At 70.8% G+C, this 23,381-nt stretch carries 16 protein-coding genes and 2 pseudogenes; 5 read left to right on the forward strand and 13 right to left on the reverse strand.

The genetic code is table 11. The annotated features are described in order from the left end of the window. Positions 1-4 precede the first annotated feature (4 nt). The 7 genes from HN013_RS11355 to HN013_RS11385 form a co-directional block, all read right to left on the reverse strand. Positions 5-1,030 (reverse strand): hypothetical protein, encoded by a 1,026-nt coding sequence (locus tag HN013_RS11355; protein WP_171165825.1) that lies wholly within the window; start codon positions 1,028-1,030, stop codon positions 5-7. Continuing rightward, positions 1,027-4,815 (reverse strand): hypothetical protein, encoded by a 3,789-nt coding sequence (locus HN013_RS11360; protein ID WP_171165828.1) that lies wholly within the window; start codon positions 4,813-4,815, stop codon positions 1,027-1,029. Before HN013_RS11360 ends, HN013_RS11355 begins: the two co-directional genes overlap by 4 nt. Positions 4,816-4,975: 160 nt before the next feature. Beyond that, a complete protein-coding gene (locus HN013_RS11365) occupies positions 4,976-7,234 on the reverse strand; it encodes a hypothetical protein (protein WP_171165830.1) in 2,259 nt (752 codons plus the stop codon). 25 nt (positions 7,235-7,259) lie between these two features. Continuing rightward, positions 7,260-9,986, reverse strand: coding sequence for a DUF6603 domain-containing protein (locus HN013_RS11370; protein WP_171165832.1), 2,727 nt, complete (start codon positions 9,984-9,986; stop codon positions 7,260-7,262). Positions 9,987-10,030: 44 nt separating this feature from the next. After that, a complete protein-coding gene (locus HN013_RS11375) occupies positions 10,031-11,110 on the reverse strand; it encodes a hypothetical protein (RefSeq protein WP_171165834.1) in 1,080 nt (359 codons plus the stop codon). A 205-nt stretch (positions 11,111-11,315) separates the two neighbouring features. Further along, positions 11,316-13,073, reverse strand: coding sequence for a DUF11 domain-containing protein (locus HN013_RS33900; RefSeq protein ID WP_171165836.1), 1,758 nt, complete (start codon positions 13,071-13,073; stop codon positions 11,316-11,318). A gap of 622 nt (positions 13,074-13,695) precedes the next feature. After that, positions 13,696-14,232: a helix-turn-helix domain-containing protein gene (locus HN013_RS11385; RefSeq protein WP_171165837.1), complete on the reverse strand. Its 537-nt coding sequence runs from the start codon at positions 14,230-14,232 to the stop codon at positions 13,696-13,698. Positions 14,233-14,301: 69 nt separating this feature from the next. On the opposite strand from HN013_RS11385, the gene HN013_RS11390 reads away from it, so the two are divergent. Both HN013_RS11390 and HN013_RS11395 read left to right on the forward strand, forming a co-directional pair. Continuing rightward, positions 14,302-15,726, forward strand: a complete 1,425-nt coding sequence (locus tag HN013_RS11390; protein ID WP_171165839.1) for an MFS transporter — start codon at positions 14,302-14,304, stop codon at positions 15,724-15,726. Between the two features lie 183 nt (positions 15,727-15,909). After that, a complete protein-coding gene (locus HN013_RS11395) occupies positions 15,910-16,329 on the forward strand; it encodes an MFS transporter (protein WP_312018569.1) in 420 nt (139 codons plus the stop codon). 834 nt (positions 16,330-17,163) lie between these two features. Here the strand turns inward: HN013_RS11395 and HN013_RS34105 are convergent. Together HN013_RS34105 and HN013_RS11405 are read right to left on the reverse strand one after the other, a co-directional pair. Beyond that, positions 17,164-17,295, reverse strand: a pseudogene (locus tag HN013_RS34105) (hypothetical protein); the annotation flags it as partial. A 145-nt stretch (positions 17,296-17,440) separates the two neighbouring features. Next, entirely contained in the window at positions 17,441-18,400 is a 960-nt protein-coding gene (locus HN013_RS11405; RefSeq protein WP_171165843.1) for a heme o synthase, read from the reverse strand. 654 nt (positions 18,401-19,054) lie between these two features. Here HN013_RS11405 and HN013_RS11410 point away from each other — a divergent pair. Further along, a complete protein-coding gene (locus HN013_RS11410; protein ID WP_171165844.1) occupies positions 19,055-19,255 on the forward strand; it encodes a transposase in 201 nt (66 codons plus the stop codon). A gap of 257 nt (positions 19,256-19,512) precedes the next feature. Here the strand turns inward: HN013_RS11410 and HN013_RS11415 are convergent. Then, positions 19,513-19,874: pseudogene (locus HN013_RS11415) on the reverse strand (hypothetical protein). A 372-nt stretch (positions 19,875-20,246) separates the two neighbouring features. Here HN013_RS11415 and HN013_RS11420 point away from each other — a divergent pair. Together HN013_RS11420 and HN013_RS32330 are read left to right on the forward strand one after the other, a co-directional pair. Beyond that, positions 20,247-20,447, forward strand: a complete 201-nt coding sequence (locus HN013_RS11420) for a ferredoxin (protein ID WP_171166082.1) — start codon at positions 20,247-20,249, stop codon at positions 20,445-20,447. A gap of 48 nt (positions 20,448-20,495) precedes the next feature. Further along, positions 20,496-20,633 carry a hypothetical protein gene (locus HN013_RS32330; RefSeq protein ID WP_212764233.1) on the forward strand — a complete coding sequence of 46 codons (138 nt, stop codon included), beginning with the start codon at positions 20,496-20,498 and terminating at the stop codon, positions 20,631-20,633. Positions 20,634-20,786: 153 nt separating this feature from the next. On the opposite strand, the gene HN013_RS11425 is transcribed toward HN013_RS32330, so the two are convergent. The 3 genes from HN013_RS11425 to HN013_RS11430 are packed head-to-tail and all read right to left on the reverse strand — an operon-like array spanning position 20,787 to position 23,094. After that, positions 20,787-21,953, reverse strand: a complete 1,167-nt coding sequence (locus HN013_RS11425) for a peptidoglycan bridge formation glycyltransferase FemA/FemB family protein (RefSeq protein WP_171165846.1) — start codon at positions 21,951-21,953, stop codon at positions 20,787-20,789. A gap of 8 nt (positions 21,954-21,961) precedes the next feature. Then, on the reverse strand, positions 21,962-22,351 hold the full coding sequence (locus tag HN013_RS32335; RefSeq protein ID WP_212764234.1) for a hypothetical protein: 390 nt from the start codon (positions 22,349-22,351) through the stop codon (positions 21,962-21,964). Continuing rightward, on the reverse strand, positions 22,348-23,094 hold the full coding sequence (locus HN013_RS11430; RefSeq protein WP_212764235.1) for a hypothetical protein: 747 nt from the start codon (positions 23,092-23,094) through the stop codon (positions 22,348-22,350). Before HN013_RS11430 ends, HN013_RS32335 begins: the two co-directional genes overlap by 4 nt. Positions 23,095-23,381 lie beyond the last annotated feature (287 nt).

Raw genomic sequence — 23,381 nt, forward strand, 5'->3', positions numbered from 1 at the left:
GTCGCTACGATCCGGCCTTGCCGAGGTTCCCGCCGCCGAGCGGGAACCAGGTGGCGGTGGCGATGGGTTGGGCGCCGTCGCAGCGCAGGGTGAGAAGAGATCCGGCGGGCAGGGGGAGCTGGGCGGTGACGGGCCTGCCGGCCAGGGTGGCGGTGACGGAGCGTCGGATGGTGGGCTGGGCGTCGGCCCCCTGGGGAGCGATGGTGAGGGTCAGGGTGGCGGTGGACGACGAGGAGCCGGTGGTGACGGTGGCGGACAGGAAGCCGTCCGTGTCCGCCCGGTAGGTGCCGGGGATGTCCGGGACCTCCTGCGGGGCGTGCAGCAGTCGTGCGGTGCCGTCGACGGAGAGGGCGCCGGCGAGTACGTCCCCCTTGGTGGCGATCACGTAGGTGACCGCGCGGTCCTCCTGGTGATCGCGGCCGTTGACGACGAGGAGGAAGGCGGTGATGTCGCGCGTGAGGTCGTGGACGGTATACCGGCAGGCGCCGCCCTGGTCGTCGACGGTGATGGGGTGGCCGGTGGACGGTTCCTCGTCGGAGCGCCACAGGGTGTAGAAAGGCTTGCCGTCGGGTCCCTTCCAGGTCAGGTCGGCCGAACCGTGGTACTCCACATGGGACTTGGTGGGTGCGAGCCGGGTGATGGCGAACAGTTCGTCCTGTTGGAACAGCCGGTGCGTGGTGAGGTGTTCGCCGTCGTCGAGGGCGACACCGACGGCCAGGTCGACCGGGCCGGTGCGGGGGCTGGTGCGCAGCCCGGTCAGGTCCAGGTCGAACGGCGCACCGGCGGGTGGTGGTTCGGCGGGCTGCGCGTGCCAGGTGCCCGGTGCGGTCCCGCGTACGGTCCAGCCGGGGGCGGTCGCGTCCGCCGGTGTCGTGGACGGCCCGGGCGGGAGGGTGAGGTGGACGCCGTTCACGACGGCGTCGGGCCCGTGGGTGCCGATGGTGACGCGAAGGGTGGTGGTGATCTCCCCGGTGGGTGTGTACCGCAGAACGCGCGGGTGGACGCGGACTTGGGGGGCCTCGTGGGTCATCGGTCGGTCTCCGGTTGCTCGGGGGGCGGCGCGGGGCGGGAGCCGAGGGTGAGGTAGCCGCTGCGGGCGTCAGGGGTGGCCGGTTCCAGGCGGGCCTCGAACGTGCCTGCCGCCAGGGCGTAGTGGTCCCAGCCGTTCGGATCCGGTACGTCAGGTGTGGGGCGGGCGGGGGTGGCGAAACCCCAGTCCCCGGTGGCGTCGGGGGTGGGAAGGGTCAGCCGGGGCGGCCCGGGCACGGTGGTGGGGCCCGTCGAAGCCGGCAGGGTCCGGGCGAGGACGGGTCCGAGGGGGACGGCGAGGGTGAGCCGGGCGAGGTGTTCCTCCACGGTGGCCGGGGGCAGGGACCAGCGCAGGACGGGCTGGATGTCGGTGTGGGCGGACAGGGAGACACGGGGGTCGAGCAGGGCGGTGAAGTAGGCCGCGTCGTGCGGGTCGACCGTCGTGGCGGCGGGGCGGGCCGGAACGGCGAGGTCGCTGCCGTCGAGGATGGGGGTGGTGTAGTGGCCTGCGGGTGAGTGCGGGGAGTGGACGGCGTGGAAGGTCGCGTAGTCGGTGTCGCCGGGCCGGTCCGCCGGGCCGGTGTAGTAGCCGACGAGGCCGTCGGTGCGGTCGCCTCCGGTGCCCAGCCGTACCGGCCAGCGGCGGTCCCGGTAGTGGGGGTCGGTCGTGTCGATGGAGTCGAAGACGCTGTTCCAGTGGGGGTCGGTGAGCGGGGTGCCGTCGAGTTCGAGGTGCAGGCGCAGCCTGACCAGGGCGAGGGCCCGTCCGGCCGCCAGACCGGCCCCGATCGCGGCGGTGCCCGCGTGATGGGCGGTGGCCATCAGGGCGGTGTCGACGCTGGAGGCCAGATCGTCGAGGCGGGCGGGGCGGTCCGTACCGGGGGCGGTCCCGGCGGCGATGGCGTCGGGATCCTCGTCGACGAGGGCGGCGAGGAACCCCGCGAGCGCGGGGTGGGTGGCGGCGAAGGCGGCCTCCCGCAGGGAACGGGGTGTGGGGCAAGGCGAGTCGGGCAACGGGAGCCAGGTGACGGCGTCCCGGCTGCCGTCGGCGGCGGGCCCGGCGAGACGGCGCACCTCGCCCAGGGCGCGGCCCTCCGGGCCGTAGACCGCCAGGGCCCAGTGCGCGCTGGGGTGTTGGCCGGTTCCGGTACGGCGGACGACGAGCCATCCGGCGACCGGGGTGTCCTGTGTCAGGTACGGGTCGCTGTCGGTGTCGACGACCTTGTCCAGGCCGGTCGTGGTGGCGGTGCGGGACAGCGGGGTCAGGCACAGGGCCGCCGGCAGGCCGAGCCGGGGGCCGAGCTCGACGTACCGGTAGGCGTCCCGCTCCTGGCCCAGGACAGGGTGGTCGGGGGTCACGCTGTCGGCGCGGTGCGTGCGGTAGTTGTGCTCGTTGCCTTCGTCGACGACGAGGACGCCGCGCCCGAAGGAGTCGACGATGTTCAGCCGCCGGAGCCGGAAATGGACCGCCGGCACCGGCTGATACGCGCCCGAGCCCGGATCCGGGGCGGTCGGGGGCAACGGTGCGAGCCACGCGGGCGGGCCGGCTGTGGTCGACGCGGGGCAGCGGCGGGCGAGGGCGGCACGCAGCCCGGTCAGCCGCTGCGAGGCGAGGTTCCAGGTGCCGGCGAGCCGGCGGAACTCCTCGAAGTCGGGGCCGGGACGGTCGGGATAGGTGTCCAGGTGGGCATCGATACGGCGCTGGAGCGTCGTGACGGGGACGGCACTGATCAGGCTGCGCCCCTGGAACTGGAAGTGACCGGTGGCGGCCGTGACACCGTGCAGGTGCCTGCGGCTGCCGTCGAAGTCCCACACCGGCCCCGGGCCGTCGAACGGCAGGGTGTGGCACTCGGCCTGCCAGGCCAGGGTCAGGGGCCGCCAGGGCTGCTCCCAGACGACATCGGTGACCGGCCAGCGCTCCTTGGGCGGCGAGGCGACGCGGTCGCTGTCCGACAGCCGGGTGCCGCGCTTCAGCCGCGCCTCGTCGGTCTGCTGGAGGTGATGGACGATGGCGTGCAGGACGTACAGTTCGCCGGCGAGGCCCTTCAGTGCCGAACGGACCGGCTCCGGCAGACCGTCCGTGGCCTTGTCCCACTGCGGCGGGAGCGGTGGTGGTGCGGGGGCGGTGGCGGTGAAGCCGGGAGAGGATCCCTGGGCCCGGACCGAGGCGGTGGTGAGCAGGGCGAGCGGGGCCCGGCAGGGCAGGGCCGCGTTCTTGCCGAGGGAGTCACTGAGCGGCGTACCCGCCCCCCGGATCAGGAGCGTGGGATCGGCGGGCTCGTGGAACGGCGCGGCCGCGCCGCCGGTGAGCGTGTACCCCTTCGGGAGGACCGCTTCGACGGCCACCCTGGCCCGGTCGACGGCCCCACGCAGACCGGCGGCGGTGGCGACGGCGGCGCGCAGGTCCTGGGCGGGGCCGGACCGCTCCGGGTCGATGGCCTCCGCGCAGCGCGCGTCGTCGAAGACGGGCTTGTCGCGGGCCTCGGCGTACAGGCCGTGGAGCCACCACAGTTCGGCGGTGTGCCGCAGCAGGGAGGTGATGACGCACTGCTGGACGTCCAGGGCGTGCTGGGCGGTGTTGAGGCCGGCCAGCCGGGTCACCAGGTCCTCGTCCCGCTCGGGTGAGGGGGCCTCGTCGAGGCGAGGAGGGGAGGCGTCCTGGACGCGTGTGACCTTCCAGCGGGTGCCGCGTGGGGTGGGCGCGAACCAGTTCTCATGAGTGGCCGCTCGCAGGAGCTCGGCCTCGTGGTGTTCGTCGACGGCACGGTCGAGCGTGGACAGGTGACCGGTGTGGAAGGCGTGGAACGGCACTGTGGCGGTGTTGTCGGGGTGACCGGCGGTGACGTCCGCGTCAGGGTGATCGGCGGTGGCGTCTCCGTCAGGGCGACCGGCGGTGGCGTCCCCGAGCCCTGGAGCGGGGAGGGAGTCGCGGACGAGGGCGGCCATCGCGTCGGCCATGTCGTGGCCCACGGCGAGCTTGACGTCCTGATGCCCGTCGGGCTTGCGCGAACGCGGCGGCCGATCGGCGTCCTTGTCCCAGAACAGACCGAGGACGGTGCCCGCGTACACCGAGCGCTCGCCTCCGGTGAGGGGCGGGGGATCGGCCAGGTGCCAGCCCAGTCGGTTCAGGGCGTGCCGGGCCCGTTCCTCCGCGGTGGTGCGGGGGTCGCCGAAGAAGTCCAGCAGCCGATCGACCTGGTGCGTGTCGAGCGGGTCGTCGGCCGGGGCGGTGTGCCAGCCGGCGAGGAGGTAGCCGAGGTTGCCCCTGCCCAGAGCCGCCGGCGTTCCTCCGCTGTCGGTGAGGGGATCGTGGAAGGAGAACACGTCCTCGCAGTAGGGCTGGAACGCGGCGAAGGACGGCAGCCCGGGCCCGAGAGCCGTCAGGGGGCTGCACCACGGCCCCGTCTGCTCACTCCACACGGTGCCGTCCAGGGAGACGCTGCGCCCCATCCACCGGTCCTTGGCGACCCGCGAAGTGCCGCCGCCCTTGGCCTTGTTCCGGTCGGAGCAGTAGTCGCTGTACACCAGCCATCCCGTCGTCTGCGGAGCGGCGCCGGCGGGGGTCCCGTCGGGACGGAAGTGGCGCAGGACGAGCCACCGGTTGGGCACGGGCGGATACCACAGGGGGGCGGCGCGTCCGGCCGAGAGATCGGCCCGGCCCCTTCCCAGGGCGGCGGGCAGGTGCCAGTGCAGATACACGCCCTGCTGCTTGGCCTGGGTGCCGAAACCCTGGGTGAAGTCCAGGGGGAACGGCTCGGGGTCCCGGTAGCGGCTCGGGAACGCCAACGGAAGCCTCCAGAAAGCCTCGTTGGCGACCACTCGGGGAACGGACAGGGCATCGACGGCCAGGGGAACGACGACGGGAGGAGGGCCATTCACCGGTCAGGTCCTTCGGGTACGCACCTCGGTGGCCGACGGGCCCGGCAGGTGCAGCGGCGGAAGGGGGTCAGGGGATGTCCAGTTCCAGACATCCGGCGGAGTTGAGCAGTTGCAGGGCCAGGCCCGCCGGGGTCAGCCGGTAGGACGGATCGCCCAGGGCCTCGCGCAGGGCGTTCTCGACGGCGCCGGTCAGCGGGTGGGCACCCTCGGCGACGGTGAGGACTTCCGCGGCGCGGCCGGTGGAGCCGCGTACACAGGCGTTGAGCCCCGTCGCCTGCCGGCCCAGGGGACAGCCGGTCCCGGTCCCGGCCGGGGCCCGCAGATTCAACGCGCCGCCGCCGTCCGTGGTGTCGATGCCCATGCTCAGCCCGTGGGACGGCTCGCGCAGAACCACTCGTGCCGGCTGGACGTCCCAGAGCATCAGCAGCACATCCGGCAGGGGGCGGGCGACGTACGTGGGCGTCGGCTTGTCCTTCGCCGTGGCGGAGGCTGTGGAGGAGTACGCGTTCACGATCAGGTCGGGCCAATGGCGCACCAGCGGGGAGCGGACCAGACCGCCGAAGACCGGCAGCCGGGGATCGGAGATCTCGTCCACCCGCTGTCCCAGCAGATCGGCGAGGTGGGTGTCCAGGCGGCTGGCCGCACCCGTGGCGCGGACACCGGCGAACAGCGCGCTCATCCACTGCGCGTCGACGTGGAAGAACCGGGCGCCGCGCTCCGGGAGCATCGCCGCGTGCGGTACCAGATGGTCGAAGGGGACCCGCAACAGCCATTGGACCGCCGGGCCTTGCGCAAGGGCGAACAGCGGCGCGTGGCGGGCGGCGACCTGCCGCAGGGCGGCGGTGAGCGCCACGGCCCCGGGATCCCGGCCGCCGCCTTCCCCTTCGAGAAGGCCGTCCACGGCTCGTGCCAGTGACCCGGCGCCGCGCGCCTCGGCCAGGCGTGCCGTGTCCGGGGGTCGGATGGGGTCCGGCGCACCGGGCGGAGGGGTGTCCCTGGTGCGGAGACCGTCATCGATCTCCCGCGCCAACTGGTCGCCGACCAGGGCCTGGAAACGGGTCCGGGCGTCGGGTGGGGTGTCCGGCCCGGCCGGCCGTGAGGAGAGCCGATGGGTGCGCTGGGCAACAACCAGCGCGTCGGAGCGATAGTCCCGCAAGGCCTTCAGCAGGGCGGGGTCGGAGGCGGCGAGAAGCCGGCCGAAGGTGTGGGCGCAGGCATAGCCGACGTCCCAGATCCCTTCCCGCTCCAGGTAGATCAGCGCCGCGTCCGCGCCGGACGGCGGATTGCGGCTCTCGGGCAGGGGGCGGGCCGGGCGGGCCGTGAAGGGGCCCCGGTACCACGCCGGGGTCCATTCACCCGTGGGCAGCTGGTAGGAGACCGGAACGTGTCCGCCCTCCAGCCGGGTACGGAGGTCGCCGTCCGCCTTTCCGCAGCCGGTGGCGGCCAGGCGCAGCCGGTTCTCCTGCCGGGTGGCGTCGGCGAGTTCACGGGCCAGGGCGTGGAAGTCCGGCTCGGTCCCGCTCGCGCCGGTGGTGAAGCTCCAGGACCGGAGAACCGCCATGCGGACCGCCCGGGTCGCCGGAGGTACGGCCTTCTGCCCGCCGAGGTAGGTGTAGCCGGTGTGGCCCTCCACGGAGACGAGGACGGCGGTGTAAAGGGTCTTCGGGATACGGGGGAAGCGGTTGGCGGTGACGACGGCGCGCCTGCCGGGGGCGAACTCGTCCTTGCCCGACCGTGCCCGCAGGTCCAGGGAGACGTCCCGGACGTGGGCGAGCCAGCGCAGCTCCTCCAGGTGGGGCAGGACATCGGTGGCGGCCCCGATGGTGAGGTCCACGTACTGGCAGGGGAGTTTCGCCTCGTCGTGCGGCGCGTCCAGAGCCGGGCCCAGGACACCGGCCGGCGGGGTGAGCAGGTCCTGGACCGTCCCGGCGCGTACCGCCTCCCCGGTGGCCGGTTCCGTGAGGACGTCGGCGCCGGTGAGCACCACCAGGGCCATCCACGGGACCCCGGCCTCGGTGACGGTACGGGCCCACGGCAGCTCACTGTGGGTGAGGACGACGTGGGGCAGGGTCAGGGAACAGCCTCCGTCGGCACCCGGCGGCGGGTTGACGGCGGTGACGTCGGACGGCTCCAGGGCGAAGCGGGGGGCGCTGACGGTGAATTCGGCGTTGTCCGAGAGCGTGCCGAGCGTCTCGCTGCCGGCCCGGACCTCCTGGGTGGCGGTGAGGGTGTAGGTGCCCGCGCCCAGGGCGGGCCGGTCCTGGCCCACGAGGATCACTTGCAGCTGGGACGGCGAGAGCCGAAGAGTGAGGGGGGAAGAGGACATCACTGCCTGCCGGGGGAAGGGGACATCACTGCCTGCCGGGTGAGGGAACGAGCAGGGGATCGTCGGTGAGGAACGACCAGAGCCGACGGGTGTATCCGTCCAGGGGATCCAGGGGCGGTGCGCCCGGGTCACCGGGTGCCAGGCCGAGCTCCTTCCACCGCTCGTACAGCCGGTCGCGGGCCTGTGCGGTGCCCTCGGTGTCGATGGTGTCGGCGACCTTCCGGCGTGTGCCGGCAACCGGCACCTCCCCGAAGGGCGGCTCGCCCTGCTCCGGCAGGACGCCGTTCGGCCCGTGCTCGTCCTCCAGGCGGCCGGCGGGGATCGGGCCGATGTACGGGTCGGGGCAGGTGGGTGTGGGGGCTTCGAGCAGGGCTCCGGTCACCTGCCCCGTGAGCAGTTCCTCGCCGGGGGCCACCGGGGGTTTGGTCCCCGGGGCCAGGGGCGGGCCCCAGACTGCGGCCGGTACGTTGTCCTCGGTCCCGCTCACGTCCCACGTCCGCAGGTCGACGGTGGTGCCCGCCCCCTTGGCGCTCATGGTCAGGGCGCAGTGGGTCGTCACGGCGGCGCGGCTCATCGGACGCACGGGGACCGTGGCTGTCGCACTTCCCGTGATGTCCTTGTACGTGCTCTGCGTGCCCTCGACGCGCAGCCGGGTACACGGGACGGGAGTCCGTACCGACAGCGTGAGCTTCTGCAGCGTCACTTTCTGCGGCTGCCCGGACCCGGGGCCCTGTTGCTGTTGTTCCGGGAGCAGCCCGCCGGCCACCGCGGCCTCCAGGGAGCGGCTGCCGAGCACCCGGCCCCGGAACTCGTCCCAGGACAGAGCGGCGGCATCACTCGGGCGGCCGGGGCCGAAGCGGATCCAGAGGTCCGGCACCACGGGCAGTTCCAGCCGCGCCACCCCGCCGGTGGGCGGGCCCCACAAGGTCAGGTCGACGCCCAGCTCCAGGCGGTGCGTGCCGAGGAACCGGATCTCCACTCCCACGTGGACGCTGATCATCACCTCGAAGCGGAACGGTTCCCACTGCACGGTGGCGTTCATCTCGGCCCGCAGCCAGGCGGACACCACGTCGGAGTTGTACTCGACCCGCAGGGCGCCACCGACCTGCAGCATGGAAGGGGTGACCGCCGCGTACGCCTCGCCCCGGACGACCACCGCACTGCTGGGCTGCCACACCACACCGATGCGGTCCACGGCCTGCGGATAGTGGGACGGGGGCCGGTATCCCGGGTGGTAGCCGCCGAAGGTGATGACGAAGTCGCCGGCCCGGCCCGACGGCGGCACCCAGGTGCACAGCGCGAATCCGCCCTGGACCCGGCAGTCCCGGCTGACGAGATAGGACTGCGCCGGATCCAGTGCCCCTTGCAGGGACAGCTCACCGGTGGAGTAGCGGTAGACCGCGCTGAGGCCGAGCATCAGGGACACGTAGGGCGAGTCGTTCCGGGGGAACCGGACGCGTGCCGTACCCAGGACGGCGATCGTGAGATCCCCCGGGCTGATCTCCATGGCCACCACGACCGCGGCCTCCACGAGTTCGAAGACCGTGAACTGCGCCCCCGCGGCCACCCACACATGGTCCCCCGCCGGGATGATGAGCGCTTGGAGCTTCTTCAGCGCCGCGGCCGCGCCCTGGTGCACCGGCAGCACCGATTCGTCGCCGATCCCGGCGACCAGCGGGCAGCGGTCCACCTCCTGTGGTGTGGCAGGAAGGGCGAGGCTCGAGTTGTATCCGAAGCCCCCCAGCAGACCCGTCAGTTCCACGGGTCCGAGGGGCACGTGCAGGCCGGTGACGGAGCCGATGACGAACACCGACGCACGGCCGTCCCGCAACTGCCCGTACATCCCGGCGGCCAGGAACCCGATCCTCGGCGTCGTGACCGTCAGCATGCCACCGATCAGCAGCGTCAGCGGATCGGGCGGGCTGGAGTCGCGCACCAGCGCACCCGCCACCCGCACCGGCCCGGCCTCGAAGGTCAGCCCCAGTCCGTCCAGGGTGCCCGACACGGCGAACGAGCCGTCCAGCGCCACCCCCAGCCCCAGCCCGACGGCGTCGAAGACGAGGCCCATCGCGCCCAGGGAAGCGTCCACCAGCACCATCAGCCGCTTGCCCGCGGTGCTGTAGGACACCCCGACCCGGTGGAGCTGCAACGGGCCCAGCGCCCGGTTCACATCGGCCCACACCGCGATGCCCGTACCCGTCCGCCCGTCGGGCGGCGGATGCGTGGCCTCCGTGCCGGGACGGCCGACCGGTTCCGGGCCCGGCAGGCCGGCCTTCCCGCCGCCCAGGCCGAGCCACACCGGCACCTCGCCGCTCGCGACCGTGGCCTCGACACCGAGCACTGCCCGGTGTGCGACGACCTCCGGGCTCAGCCGCACGACGGGTCCCCGCACGCCGGTCAAGAGCTCCTGGAGACGCCGTGTCAGCTCGGCGCCCGGCGCTGTCCCGCCGGAGCGCACCAGCAGGGACAGCCGTGACAACGTTCCGGCATGCGCGGGCAGCCGCGGGCCCACGACCGGCAGCTGCGCCAGTGTCACCTGTGGATCGACCGAGGCGGCCACCAGGGTGGTACGGCCGGTACCGTCGTCGGCAGAGGCCGCTCCCACCTGCCAGTTCCACGTGTCCGCCGTTCCGGACAGGATGATCCCCATCGCGAACCCGCCCTTGCCGGCGGCGAGTTCCAGCCGCAGCGAAGCTGAAGTCAATTTGGGAACCAGCTCCACGGGCAGTTCGTCCCACACGTCCTCGCTCACGCGGCCCGCCTCCCCTCGGCCAGTGACGGTGTCCGGGCAGTGGCTTACGAGCCGGTCGCGTCCGTGCCCCGGACCAGCCGGAGGTTCCCGGTGAGAGTCCAGAGGTCACCCGGGTTCTGGATCTTGGCCAGGAAGCCCCCCACCTGCTTCATGCCGGGCAGGGTGAAGCCCACGACCCCCACCGTGGGCGGATTGAGATACCGGGGCCACACGAGGTACAGGTCCTGGGTCTGGGGATCGACGCTGAGGCTTGAGCAGAAGCAGTCGACCTGCAACTGCAGATCGGTCCGGCTCGCCGGATCGGTGGTCCGGTACGCGATGCCGAACATCGTCCCTTCGTTGAGATCGGCCTCCAGCGTGCAGCAGTAGACCGTCTCGCCCTGAACGCTGAAGACCGGCGGGGACATGAGCGCACCCCGGCCCATGAAGTTGACGAGCTCCCCCTTCGTGCTGTCGCGGTCGAGGCGCATCAGTGTGTGGCTGCCCGCGAGGAAGACGTACTGGTTCGTGGGGTCCACGACCACGTAGTTGACCTCGGGAGGCACCTCGAAGGTCGGGTTGATCACTCCGTCCCGCGCGTGGGGCGCCAGCGCGCCGGAGTACAGCAGGCGCTTCCCGCGGGCGTTCGTGTGCCCCGAGAGCGCGTACAGATGCAGACCGCCCCCTGCTTCCTGCGCCACGGCGACATCGATGACCCCCTCCGTCCAGTCGCCGGCGAAGGTGTATTCCTTGCCGGTCTTGCGGCCCCTGCGGGTGCCGTTCACCGGCGGGCCGTAGACGACCACCTGCCCCTTGTCACTTGCCCCGACGTACAGTTGCTGGTCCGTGGCACAGTACGTCGCGCTCCGGCAGTGGATGTCGTCGAGGAGCTTGCCCGAAGGGATCTCGAGGAGACAGTTGTTCGTCATGTGATGTGCGTAGGACAGGTTGTGCCCGGGATCCGTCACCAGGTATTCCTCCCAGGTGATCCCGCCGTCGCGGTCCGAGGAGCCCTGTGCGCCGCGGAGTTCGGGGGGCCCTTCGGGGGTCCCTTCGGGGATCAGCTTCTCCCTGTAGGAGACGAGCGTGGACTTCTTGGTGTTGGTGTCCACCCACTGGTTGCAGAGGTGCAGGAACACGTCCATGGGTACTCCCTGTTCAAGGATCCGGGGGTGGGCGGGAAACCGGCGGCAGCCGTGGCCGGTGCCGGGGCCGGGGGCGCCCGGTGGGGCCGGCACGGCGCAGGGCGCCAGGGCACTGCGGCCGTGCCGTTCCGCCGGGGGTGAGCTCTGTTCCGATGTCCGCTCGTCCGTGACGTGAGGTGTCACGCGTCGGCCGATGGAGCGACGGTCACAGGCCTTCGTGACCGGTCAGGTTGCGGAGGTTCTCGTAGGAGGTGCTCTGGCCCGGGCACAGGAGCTGGATGTCGATGTTCAGGGGTGTGCCCGGGTCGATGGTCTTGGTGAGATCGACGTTCTGGATGACGACCGTGCCGTCGGAGCCGTCCTTCGCGATGTGCCAGGTGAAGCCCTTGGCCCAGTCCGGATCCAGGATGACGCCCTTGTCCACGGCGAAGCTGACGGTCCACCCCTTGTCGATCCGGTGCTTCGAGGCGGCGATGGTCAGCTCGAACGAGTAGATGTAGTGGCCGCTGCTCTTCTGCCAGTGGCCGAGCAGCTTCTGGGTCACCACGAGGTTCGGGTCGGGAGCCGTGAAGTGGAGGGTGGCCGCGGCCGATACCCGGCCGCCCTTGTGCGCCACGGCCTTGATCTCATGCGAACCGACGGCCCAGTCCTGGCCGGGGGTGTACGACCACGTCGTGCCGGTGAGATGGGCGGGACCGAGGTCCTTGCCACGGTCGGTGAGGGTGACCTGGTCGGCCTCGGCGACCGTGCCCTTGACCGGCTGGCGCGGATCGGTGAGCACCGCTCCGTCCTTCGGCTCGGTGATGGCCGGAGGCGCCAGGATCTTCTGAACCGACGTGACGACCTTGGCGGTCGGTGTCTTGGACGTGTTGATCACGCCCACCGTCACGACGCTGACGGTGTCGGTGACGTTGCCCTCGTACTGGGCGTCCGTCGTACCGGTGATCTTGATTTCGGCGCCGCTGTTCACCGGCAGCTTCAGCGGCTGCTCGAAGGAGTTGCCCTGCTTGGCCGTCCCGTAGGTGGCGCCGCCGTGGGGGGTGACGGAGGCGATCTCGACGTTCTTGATGTGAGCGTCGAACGCGCCCTTGAGCGTGACGTCGTTCGCGGGGTTCGGCCCCTTGTTCTCGACCGTGGCCGTGAACTCCACCGGGCTTCCCGTGGCGGCCTGCTGCGGGCCGGTCAGCGTCGCCGGAATCTCGGCGGGCGGGAGCGGCTTGATGGATCCCGGTACCCGGTAGAGTTTGCCGCCCTCGTCGGTGACGTAGGCGTCGTTGCCGTCCGTCGCCATGCCATGGGTGGTTCCGAGCCCTTCGGCGGCCTTCTCCTTGGCCCCGGTCTTCAGGGTGATCCTCCACAGCACTCCGGTGTCCGCGTCCGGGGCGTAGAGCGATCCGCCGCCGTCCAGGGCAAGGTCGTAGAGGGTGGAGAAGCCGTCCGCGAGGGTGGTGCGGGTGTCGTTGGAGAGGTCGATCCGCACGATCTCGTGGTACTCCTTCACCACGTAGGCGAACCCCTCGATCCCGACCGTCACGCTGTGGTACTGGCCGCCGGTGGCCTTGTCGAAAGTCTTGACCAGCTTGCCGGAGGTGTCGAACTGGCTCAGCACCCCACTGACGCTCAGGACGTACACGGCGTCCTTCGCCGGGCTCATCGCCACTCCCCGGGAGCCCGGCAGGTTGCTGATGAAAACCGACTTGTTCCCGGTCGTGAGGTCCGACTTGTAGACGACGGAACCGTCGAACACCGGGGTGTAGGCGTGCCCTTGGCCGTCCAGGGCGATGGTGTGGGCCGTGCCGATGCCCTGCACAACGGATTTCGGGTCGGGGGCACCCTTGAGGTTCACCCTGACGATGTCGTTGTTCCCCGCGCACACATAGGCGATGGCCTTGTCGGCACTGATGGCCAGCCCTAACGGGTAGGCGAGTTTGTCGGTGACGAGTTCCTTATCCTTCGTCGGCACGATCGGCCTCCTCAGTCGTGCAGGTCAGCCGTACGCTGTCCCGCCCGGTGTCGGCAGCGTGTCAAGCAGGAGCGTTTCGGCAGAAGGAGGGCTTTGCGCCAGGTGCGGCCGGAGGGCTGTTCTCCGCCGTTTGTCGCGCCGCTCGCCCCGACCTCGGGCACCGCATATGCTCCGCGCCCATGCCTTCTGCCTCATGGCGCTGCCCTTTGCCGCCCCGTTGTTCGCGTCCGGTACTCCCTGTTCAGCCATTCACCCGCTCCGAGGGCCGCAGGTTGGCCGAGCCACGGTTCACTCACTCCTTTCACAGCCGGATGACAAAGCGGCCTGCAGGGAAGCACGGGCAGCCCGCAGACGTCTGCCCGGCTTCCTTTACGGGCTGGTCAGCCTTTTGCCGTTCGGTGAGTCCGCGGCAGGCGAAATCCCGGGGCGGGTCGTTGAAGGGCCACCGAGTGGGGATCACATATACGCCTGTCGCGCATTGTTCCGAATTCCCATGGAGCCGGAGCCATCCGGACATGGCTTTCGAAGGCTGTTGCGATGGCCGGGCAGGCCGTCCGGCGGCCCTTCGTCAGGCGATCCCCCCGGTCTCCTCTCATCGGCGACCCGCACGGCCGGGCACAGCTCAGGTGGCCGGCTCCGCTCGGCGGCGCGGGTCCGCTGCTCGGTCTTCTCCGGTGTCGACGAGGTGCCTCGGCCGCCGGTCGGGCGAGGTCGGACGGATCCAGGACACGGTGTCCGTGGTGAGCCTGCGGCCGCACGCGCTGCAGGTCCCGCCCTCGCTGCTCTCCTCTCCGCAGCCACGGCAGACGATCACCAGGCGTCGCGTCGGGCTGTCGGACGGGGTGTGCTTCTCGGCCCAGAGCGCATAGGCGTGCAGGATCGGCAGCGCGTCGGCCGCCGCGGCGGTCGGGATGTACTCGTACCGCGGCCGTTTGCCCTCCCGGTACGGCTCGCGCTCGGCCAGCCCCGCCTCGACCATGTAGGCCAGCCGCTTGGCGAGGATGTTGTCGGCGACCTCCAGCTGCTCGCGGATCTCGTCGAAACGCCTGGCCCCGGAGAGCAGTTCGCGGAGCACCAGGAGTACCCAGGGGTCCCCGAGCGCGTCGATGCCCCGTGCGATCGGGCACGGCCTGTCGGACCAGTCGGAACGTAGTGCCATGGCGGCATCATCTCTCATCACCGGGTACCTGACTTGCTTCAAGCAAGTCGCATACCTAGCCTAACCGCCATGGCTGACTTGTCTCAAGCAAGTAAGGGCTCGGACGGCAGGGGCCTCTCGGCCCTCGTGGCGATCGGTGCTGCCAGTGTGCTGGCGTCACTGGACCTGTTCGTGGTGAACCTGGCGTTCTCCTCGATCAGCGCGAGCTTTCCGTCCGCGTCACCACAGGCGATGACATGGGTGCTGAACGCCTACGGAGTGGTGTTCGCGGCGCTGCTCGTCCCGTCGGGGCGACTCGCGGACCGGTTCGGGCGCAAGCGCCTGTTCCGGCTCGGGCTGCTCGTGTTCGCCTGCGGTTCGCTCGGGGCCGCGATCGCGCCCGAGGCGGGGACGCTGATCGTCGCGCGGGGCACGCAAGGGGCCGGCGCCGCGCTGATCGTACCGACGAGCCTGGCGCTGCTCCTGTCGGCCTACCCACAAGAACGGCACAAGCGGATGGTGTCCCTCTGGGCCGCGACCGGCTCGGTGGCCGCGGCGGCCGGGCCCGTCCTGGGCGGAGTGCTGACCCGGTACGACTGGCGGTGGATCTTTGTGATCAATGTGCCGATCGCGATCACGGGCCTTGTCCTCGCCGCGAACCTGAAGGAGACGGCCACGCTGCGCACCAGGGTTCCGGACCTTCTCGGGTCGGCGCTGCTCGTCACAGGGGTCGGCGCGCTGGTGACCGCCGTTTCCTACGTCACCGAGTGGGGCCTTGCCGATCCATGGCTGTGGTCCGTGCTCGCGACGGGCCTTCTGGCGCTGGTCTGGTTTCTCCGCCGCTGCCTGACCCACGTGGCACCCGCGGTCGATCTGCGGGTCTTCCGGGCTCCCTCCTTCACGGTCGCGACGCTGGGCATGACGTGCTTCTACATCGGGTTCTCGATCATGCTCCTGGGCTGCAGCCTGTTCCTGACGGACGTGTGGGAGTGGGACCCGGTTCCGGCCGGGCTCGGCTTCGCGTCGGGGCCCGCGACAGCGGTGATCACCGCCGTGATCGCGGGAAGGGCGTCGCTGGAACCCCACCGCCTGGCCGGACTGGGCAGCACCTTCTTCGTCGCGGCCGGCGCCCTGTGGTTCTTCTTCCTGACCGAACGGACCGGCTACTTCCCGGTGTACTTCGCCGGCACGGTCCTCACCGGTGCCGGGGCGGGGATCGCGCAGACCGGGTTTCTGGCCGGAGGGGTCGGCGGTCTGCCCGCGCAGGAGTACGCGACCGGCACCGGGGTGCTCAACGCCTGCAGGCAGATCGGCGGCGCGATCGGCGTGGCGATCCTGATCGCCGTCACCGGCGGGGGACACGATGCGAACCGCTACCGGATCGCCTGGGCCGTCATGGCAGCGGCCGGCCTGATCGCCGCACTGTCCGCACTGGCCCTCCGCGAACCACCGGCGCCCTCCGCGCACGACGCGCCCCTGCCGTCCATGTCCCGGACGCCGCGGGGGCAGCGCTGACGGCCGGAGCCGGAACACCGGCCGTGTCGCTTCCCCCGGGCCTCCGGCCGCTCCGAGAACATCGGTCCGCCTCGCCGGGGCAGGCAAGGACGACGGCCGCGTCGGGAGATGGAAGTGCCTCGTACCGTCCGGGAACCCCGCCGCCGGAGCAGGCGGCTTGTGCCGGCGCTCTGCTGTACGGGCATGTTCATGGTCGTTCTCGACAGCACCGCGCTCAACGTCGCCCTGCCCTCGATGGAGCGAGAGCTGCACGCGTCCGTCTCCGGCATGCAATGGGCCGTCGCCTCGTACAGCGTGGTGGTCGCCTCGTTGCTGACGCTCGCGGGCTCGACCGCCGACCGGATCGGGCGGCGGTGCGTCTTCCGGGCCGGGCTGGCCGTCTTCACCGCGGGCTCGCTCGTCTCCGGTCTGGCCCCGGCCCTGGGCGCGCTCGTGGGCGGCCGCATGATCCAGGGCGTGGGCGGGGCCATGCTCGTCCCCGTCTCCTTGTCGATCATCGTCAACACCTTCTCCGACGGCCGGGAACGGGCCCGCGCGATCGGCGTGTGGACCAGCGTCACCGGGATCGGCGCGGCCTGCCCAGGTGGACGTCGTCGGGAGTGAACTGGGCAGCGAGGGCCGGCGACGCGGGGGAAGTAGCCCCCGAGTGCCAGGTCGGCGCCCAGGCCGCGGAGGGCTGCCTGCCACATGTGGCGGTGGGTGTCGATGAACCCGGGCAGGACGATCGCGCCGCCGGCCTCGATGATCCGTGCGCCCTCGGGGGCGTCGATGCCGGGGCGGATCTCCGTGATCACTCCGTCGCGGGCCAGGATGTCGGCCCGGCGAGTGCCGTGGGCGGGCTCCATGGTCAGCAGCAGTCCGCCGCGGATGAGCAGTGTCTCGGGCAAGTCGATGTCTTCCGTAACTCCCCCTGGGTGATCGCGTTCGGTCCTGGTTCCGTCGGCCGTCCCACAGGGTCTTCATCAGGTCCCAGTCGGGCGCCGGCCCCGGGAGTGCGGCCGTGGTGGGAGTACGCAGGGCGTCGAGCACCATGCGGGCGTAACGGCGCTGGAGCAGCAGGGCCTCGGGGTGGTCCAGCGGCAGGGACGGGCTGAGGTGGTCCAGGAGCAGCAGCAGGTCCGCTCCGGTGATCTCCGCACGCCGGGCGCCTCCCGCCTTCGCGTGCTCGGCGAGGGCGTCGATGGCCCGGTGCATCTCCTCCCGGACCGCGTCCAGGCCCGGGGTGGGTGCCTGGCGCCTGCCCAGGACCGGCAGCATGTGTCCGGCGCGGGCCTCGAGACAGGCGAACAGGAAGCGCTCCAGGGCCCGGGCGCCGTCCGGTTCCTCGTCCAGTGCCTGGTGGGCCCGGTCGGTGATGAAGGACATGCCCGCGAGGCGGACCGCTGTGACGAGATCGTTCTTGCTCGGGTAGAGCCGGTAGATCGCGCTCATCCCCATGCCCGCGCGGCGGGCGATCTCGGCCATCGACACGTCGTATCCCAGGTCGATGAAGGCGCTGCCGGCCGCGCTGATGAGGCGTTCCTCAGCCGTCGCGCCGCGCTCCCGGCGTTGGTTCTCCCCAGTCGCCATGCCTGAACCTCAGCAGAAAGGAACGTTCCATTCTGGCTCGTCTCGGGGCTGCCACGACGCGGTGGAACTCCCGGACCACGGCCGGAGGGGACGGTGGCGGAGAGGGGAGGGGGCCGCGATGCCCGGAACCACGGGCACCGGCCGGTCAGCGGAGGAACGGATCGATCGCGACGGCGGTGAACAGCAGGGAGATATAGCTGATCGACCAGTGGAAGAGACGCATCTCCCTCAGCTTCGCGCCACGGAGGCCGGCCTTGGCCCGGGCGTGGAGCGCGTGGGCCTCTCGAAGCCAGCAGCCGCCGAGCGCGACCGCCGCGCAGGTGTAGAACCAGCCCACCCGGCCGAGAGGCCACAGCGAGAGCGACAGGGCGACCATCAGCCAGCTGTACAGCAGGATTTGCCGGGTCACCACGGTGGTGCCGGCCACCACCGGCAGCATCGGCACACCCACGCGCTCGTAGTCGGCCCGGGTCTTGATGGACAGCGGCCAGTAGTGCGGCGGGGTCCAGCAGAAGACCACCAGGCACAGGGCCACGGCCGTCCAGGACACCGAGCCCGTCACGGCCGACCAGCCGGTCAGGACCGGCATGCCACCCGCGAGACCGCCCCAGACGATGTTCTGCGAGGTGCGCCTCTTGAGCAGCATGGTGTAGATCACCGTGTAGAAGAGCAGCGCGCCGGACGCGAGCAGTGCCGAGAGCGGATTGACCAGGAACCAGAGCCAGCCGGCCGAGGCGAGGGCGAGCGTGCTTGCGAAGATCAGGCACTCGCGCGGGGAGACCACTCCGGTGACCAGGGGGCGGCCCGCGGTGCGGTCCATCCGCGCGTCGATGTCCCGGTCGAGGTACATGTTGAACGCGCAGGCGCTGCCGGCGGACAGGTAGCCGCCGGCGCAGGTGGCCAGCACCAGCGTCAGGTCGGGGATGCCCCGGGCGGCCAGGAACATCACGGGGATGGTGGTCACCAGCAGCAGCTCGATGATCCGCGGCTTGGTCAGCGCGACGAACGCGGCCACCCGGGCCGCGGGGGCCGGGCGATCCGGGGTCGGGAACCTGCTGAGGTGCGAAGGGGAGGTGTGCGCGGTCCTGTCAAGGACGGGATCCATGATGCGGAACCTTGCGAGGAGAACCTGGTGGCCCCGACCGTCGTGCCGGGCCCCACGGCCGTCGAAGGGCAGTGGGCGGCAGGGGAGTTGAGGCGCGGCCACCCCGACCCGGGTTGCGTGGCGCAGTAGGTCGGATGCGCTCCAAGCTATCACTGCCCGGAACGGGGCCCGCCCCCCCGTGGACGAGCGGCCGCTCAACCGCGGCGTTCGGCACCCGGGCGTCATCGGCGGAACCGGCCTCGAACCGGGTCCGGATCCCGGATCCCTCCCGCCACACACCGGTCGAATTTTTGTGTGAGGCGTCAACGTCGTCGGGTCGGTGGACGTGGAGGTCGTCCAGGAGAACAACCGCCGTTCTCGTCCCGCCGCACGGGAGCGGTCCGCAGCGGGGACGCCTCGGCGCTCATGGACGTCTCGGTGCCCCAGACCACCGGGTCGAGGGCGGCGGGGAAGACGATCCGATCTTCCTCGGTGTTCCCGCGCTCTTCCAGGCCGCCGACTGCACCAAGGCCCTGGTTCGACGGCAGGGCCTTGGCGGCACCGCATCGAAAGGCTCTAAGAGCTCGTAACACGATCTTGTTGTGCGTGGCTGGTCAGCCGTGACGTGTAAGCCGTTGAGCCCGTTCGCGAGGTGTGAGCACCCGGCCATGGATCGTGGACGACGACTTGTGGGCGCTGATCGAGCCGCTGCTGCCGCCAATAGCCGGAGAAGTCGCCGGGCCCACGGCCGGTGGCGGACCGGCTGTGTCTGCAGGCATCCTGTACGTCCTGCACAACGACATAGCCTGGCAACTCCTGCCGCTGGAGCTGAGATTCGGTTCCGGGCAGACCTGTTGGCGCAGGCTCGGGCGGTGACACGACGCAGGCGTCTCCGACCGGCTGCACCGCATCCTGCTCGCCAAGCTGCACGCGGCTGGCGAACTGGACTGGACCCGGGTCTGCGTGGATGCCTCCCACATCCGCGCGAAAAAAAAGAGGGGCGAAGCAACCGGCCCGTCGCCGGTCGACCAGGCCGTGGGCTTGGACGGCGTACCCGCCGGTGATCACCAGCGGGTAGGGGGTGCCGATAGCGAGGACGTCGGCCAGGAGGCGGCGGTGCAGATCTGTCAGCTTCACGCGGCTGTCGCCGCGCTCGCGGAGGTGAGCTCCGGGAAGGTGGCTTCCCACACGTCCCGGATTGGGCGGCTGATCAACGTGCGCAGCACGGGCCACTGCGCGATGAGCAGATCCCGGTTCAGGAAGTCGATCAGGTCTTGGCGCCGGCCAGGACGGTGCGGTATAGACCCACCCGAGAGCGCGGCTGCTCCAGTCCGTACGAGCGGCGGCCCGACCACACCACGTGCAGCGGCGGGTCGACCGTGCCGTGGGCGGGGCCGGTCAGGTCCTCCAACTGGGCGGGTAGCCGCTTCGCGTACTGCGCGCACAGTAGCTCGAAGGCGTTCGGCAGCGGAAAGGAAGGGGACTGCACGTTCATACCCCCCCGTATCGCGCGGCGGACTACGCGGTTGCCAAGCCCTGACCGGCACCACCCGGGCGGTCAGGACCTCGTCTGCGCCGCCCGGACGCTCTCTTCCAGCCAGCCATCAACGCAACCACTGGTTGCAGAGCTTCCGGTGGTGCGACCGGTTCTGCTTGGCCTGCTTTGGCTGCGACGAGTTGCTCCAGGGCGTGCGTGTACTCGTCATGCACTGCCCGCTCCTCGATGCCCGTGAGCTCTTTGACCAGGACCTCGGAAAGTTGATCTTGAAGGCGTTTGACCGAGGTAAGGGCGACGCCCTGTGGCCCATGTGGGCGGCGTGGTAGCCGGTGAGGTGGACGTTCCACAGAGAAACAGGTAAGGACCATGATGCGCGTTAAGGTCGACGTTCCCAGCCGTGTTGCCTCGGGCCAGTGCGTGATGCTCGCCCCCGACGTCTTCGACCAGCGGGACGAGGACGGCACGGTCGAACTCCAAGATGACACTCCGCCCTCCGAACTTCACGACGCTGTACGCGAGTCGGCCACCATGTGCCCTGGGGCAGCGATCCAGGTCGGGGAGTCGTCGTAACCGCCGCACCTGATCAGTCGTCATCGTCCGTACCCTGGCTCGTCAGCGATGAGTGTGATGGTGCCGGTGTGGCGGACCGCTGCCACCTCGGCTTGCCTCGGGCTGCCGCTCCTGGGCGCGCGCCAGGCGCTCAACGCGTCGGCCGCCGCGGCGAACTCCCCCTCGCTGTGGCCGCGGCGGCGCTGACCACCGCCTCACCGCGCTGGACGCGCTGGCGGCGATCGGGGGCGGGCGGCGGCGGTCCGCTGGATACGCGGCCGCCTTGCCGCAAGCGATGTGACTGGTCAAGGCTCCCCTCGGGGCGCGTCCCGACGGCGTCCCCGGCCGCGGGTGTGCGGTTCAGCGGCCGCGCCGCCTCATATAGAGGTCGAAGGCCCGGTAGACCATCGGCCGCAGCGGCAGGTCCCACTCGCCGACGTACCGCGTCGCCTGACCGCCGGTGCCGACCTTGAACTGGACAAGGCCGACGTGCGGGTCGTCGGCGTCGAGGGTGGGGGTGATGCCACGCAGGTCGTAGACGTCGCAGCCGGCCGCGAGCGAGTCGCGGATCATCGCCCACTGGCAGGCGTTGGAGGCACGCACCTCGCGCTTCGCGGTGGAGGAGGCGCCATAGGCGTACACAGCGTGGGCGCCGACACGGACCATGACCGTGGCGGCGGCCAAGTCGCCCTGGTGGCGAGCCAGGTAAAGCTTGATCCGCTCGGGATCCTCGGCACTCAGCGCCGCGAACATGGTCTCGAAGTAGCGCAGCGGCCGGGGTGTGAAGTGGTCGCGCTCGGCGGTGTGGACGTAGAGGTCGTGGAACGCCTTGAGGTCCTCCGGGCCGCCGTCGCTGACCGTGACCTCGACTCCCTCCTTGGTCGACTTCTTGATGTTGCGGCGCCACTGCTGGTTCATGCCCTTGAGCAGTTCGTCCTCGGTCCTGCCCACCAGCGGGACCTCGTACTTGAACTGTGGGTGCCCGACCCCGAACCCGTCTTCCGGGCTCTGCGGCAGCCAGCCGGCGCCTCGGAGCCTGCTGGCCACGCGGGCACCGACCGGGTCGGTCCAGTGACCGGTGATGTCGGTGAGCCGTTTGCGGCCCGGGTCGGCGATGCCCTCCTTGACCTGGGCGGCGCTCCAGGTGTGGGTGCGCACCGGCGGGCCGAGCCGGATCGCGAACGCCCCGTGGGCCTTGAGGTAGGCCGCCAGCGGATCGAGCCAAGCACCGATGTCGCCGCTCCAGTCGATGATCGGGCCCTCGGGTAGATACGCCAGCGTGAAGCGGTCGAGCCTTGGCACTGGGCGGTGCAGTACGAGCCCAGCACCAACCAGGCGCCGCCCCTCGAACCAGCCGAGGGACTCGCTGCGCCACTCGGTCTTGACGCCGCCCCATGCCGGGGTCTGCAGAAAGCTGACCGACCGCTGGGCCCGTACGAACGCCATGTGCTCGGCGGCGGTGATCGGCATGACCACCGGTTTCACGGCTGTAGGTCGCATTGCTTCGCTGGCGGGGTTGAAGGACATGTCATCAGTCAATGGAGTGGGGTGTTGCCAGGATGTATGCGATTCTCGATATGCCGACGATATGTCACCACCCGGCGGCTCAGGAGCTGGTTCCGGCCGCCCCGGCCGGTGGCTCTACGGCGGGGAGCGGATTCCTGGATCAGCGGCTTCAGATCGAGCAGTTCGAAGACCCGGGAGAAGCTCACCACGACGGTCTGCGCGACCTGCTGCATCCCGGACAGCTGGGTGATCGGCCCGAACAGTCGCTCGAGCAGGGTGGCGATGGCGATCAGCGTGCCGAGCTGGAAGGCCCTGTCGAATACGAGTCCGCCACCGATCCCGTAGACGATAGCCGTGGCGAGCGAGGCCATCAGCGTCATCATCACGAAGGCCATCCGGCCCCAGACGGAAAGGTTCACACCGATCTTCCGGTCCTGTCGGCACGGTCCGCGAATTCGGCCACCTCCTCGTCCGGACGGCCGAAGAGCTTGGAGAGCATCGCCCCCCGCACGTTGAACCGCTCCTGCAGCCGCCCGCCGGGGCCGGTGTTCTCGTCCATCTGCCGTCGGGTGCGCCGCTGGATGACCCTCCCCAGGTGGACCCAGGGCACGATGAATATCGGAACCAGCGCCAGCGTGATGACGCCGACAAGCCAGACAGGTAGAACAGCTCGGCCAGCACCACCGCGACCATGACCGCACTGGTCACCGCCATCAGCAAACCGCTGAACTGCTGCTGCGCCGTGATCAGTTCGGTGTGCAGCCCGGCCGGCAAGCACCCCTGTCTGGGTGCGTGTGAGAACGCGAGCGGCAGCCGCCGGACGTGGTCGAGCGCCTGAACCCTCAGGTCGTAGGTGATCACCTGCCCGATCCGCCCGGAGATGTAGGCGGACACCAGCGACAGCCCGCGCGAGGACGGCGAGGCGGGCGGCCAGGCATGCCATCAAGATCACGACCCCGCGGTCGTTCTTGACGATGCCGTTGTCGACGAGCTCCCTCAGCAGCAAGGGAGTTGCGGCGACGGTAAGCGCCTCCATCGTGGCGACTACACCGAAGAGCGCCACGGTGCGGATGTGCGGGCGAAAGTAGGCGAGCACCCGGCGCACCGTGCCCGGGTGGATCGTGGTCTGCCAGGGATCGGGATCGTCATCGCTCTTCCTCACCCCTGGTAGCGCAATACCATTTCCACGCAGGTGCCCCTCTCACACGACTCACGAAGCCAGCGAAGCCCCATCGTGCTGAATCAAGTCGATGTTCTCGCCCTCAGCCCCGGCTGCCGACGAGCCCCGCGTCGCGCGGCGACTGCCCGCCGCTCAGCGATCGTCGGGGTGAGTGCGAGCCGAGCCGGGGGCTGGACTGAGCATGTGGTGCAGGCCGCGGACCGTGTCGAAGGCGGTGGTCTCCGCCGAGGGGTTCCTTCCCGACGCAACGCGTCGGGAAGGTTCATCGT

The organism is Streptomyces sp. I05A-00742 (assembly GCF_013055795.1).
Lineage (GTDB): Bacteria > Actinomycetota > Actinomycetes > Streptomycetales > Streptomycetaceae > Streptomyces.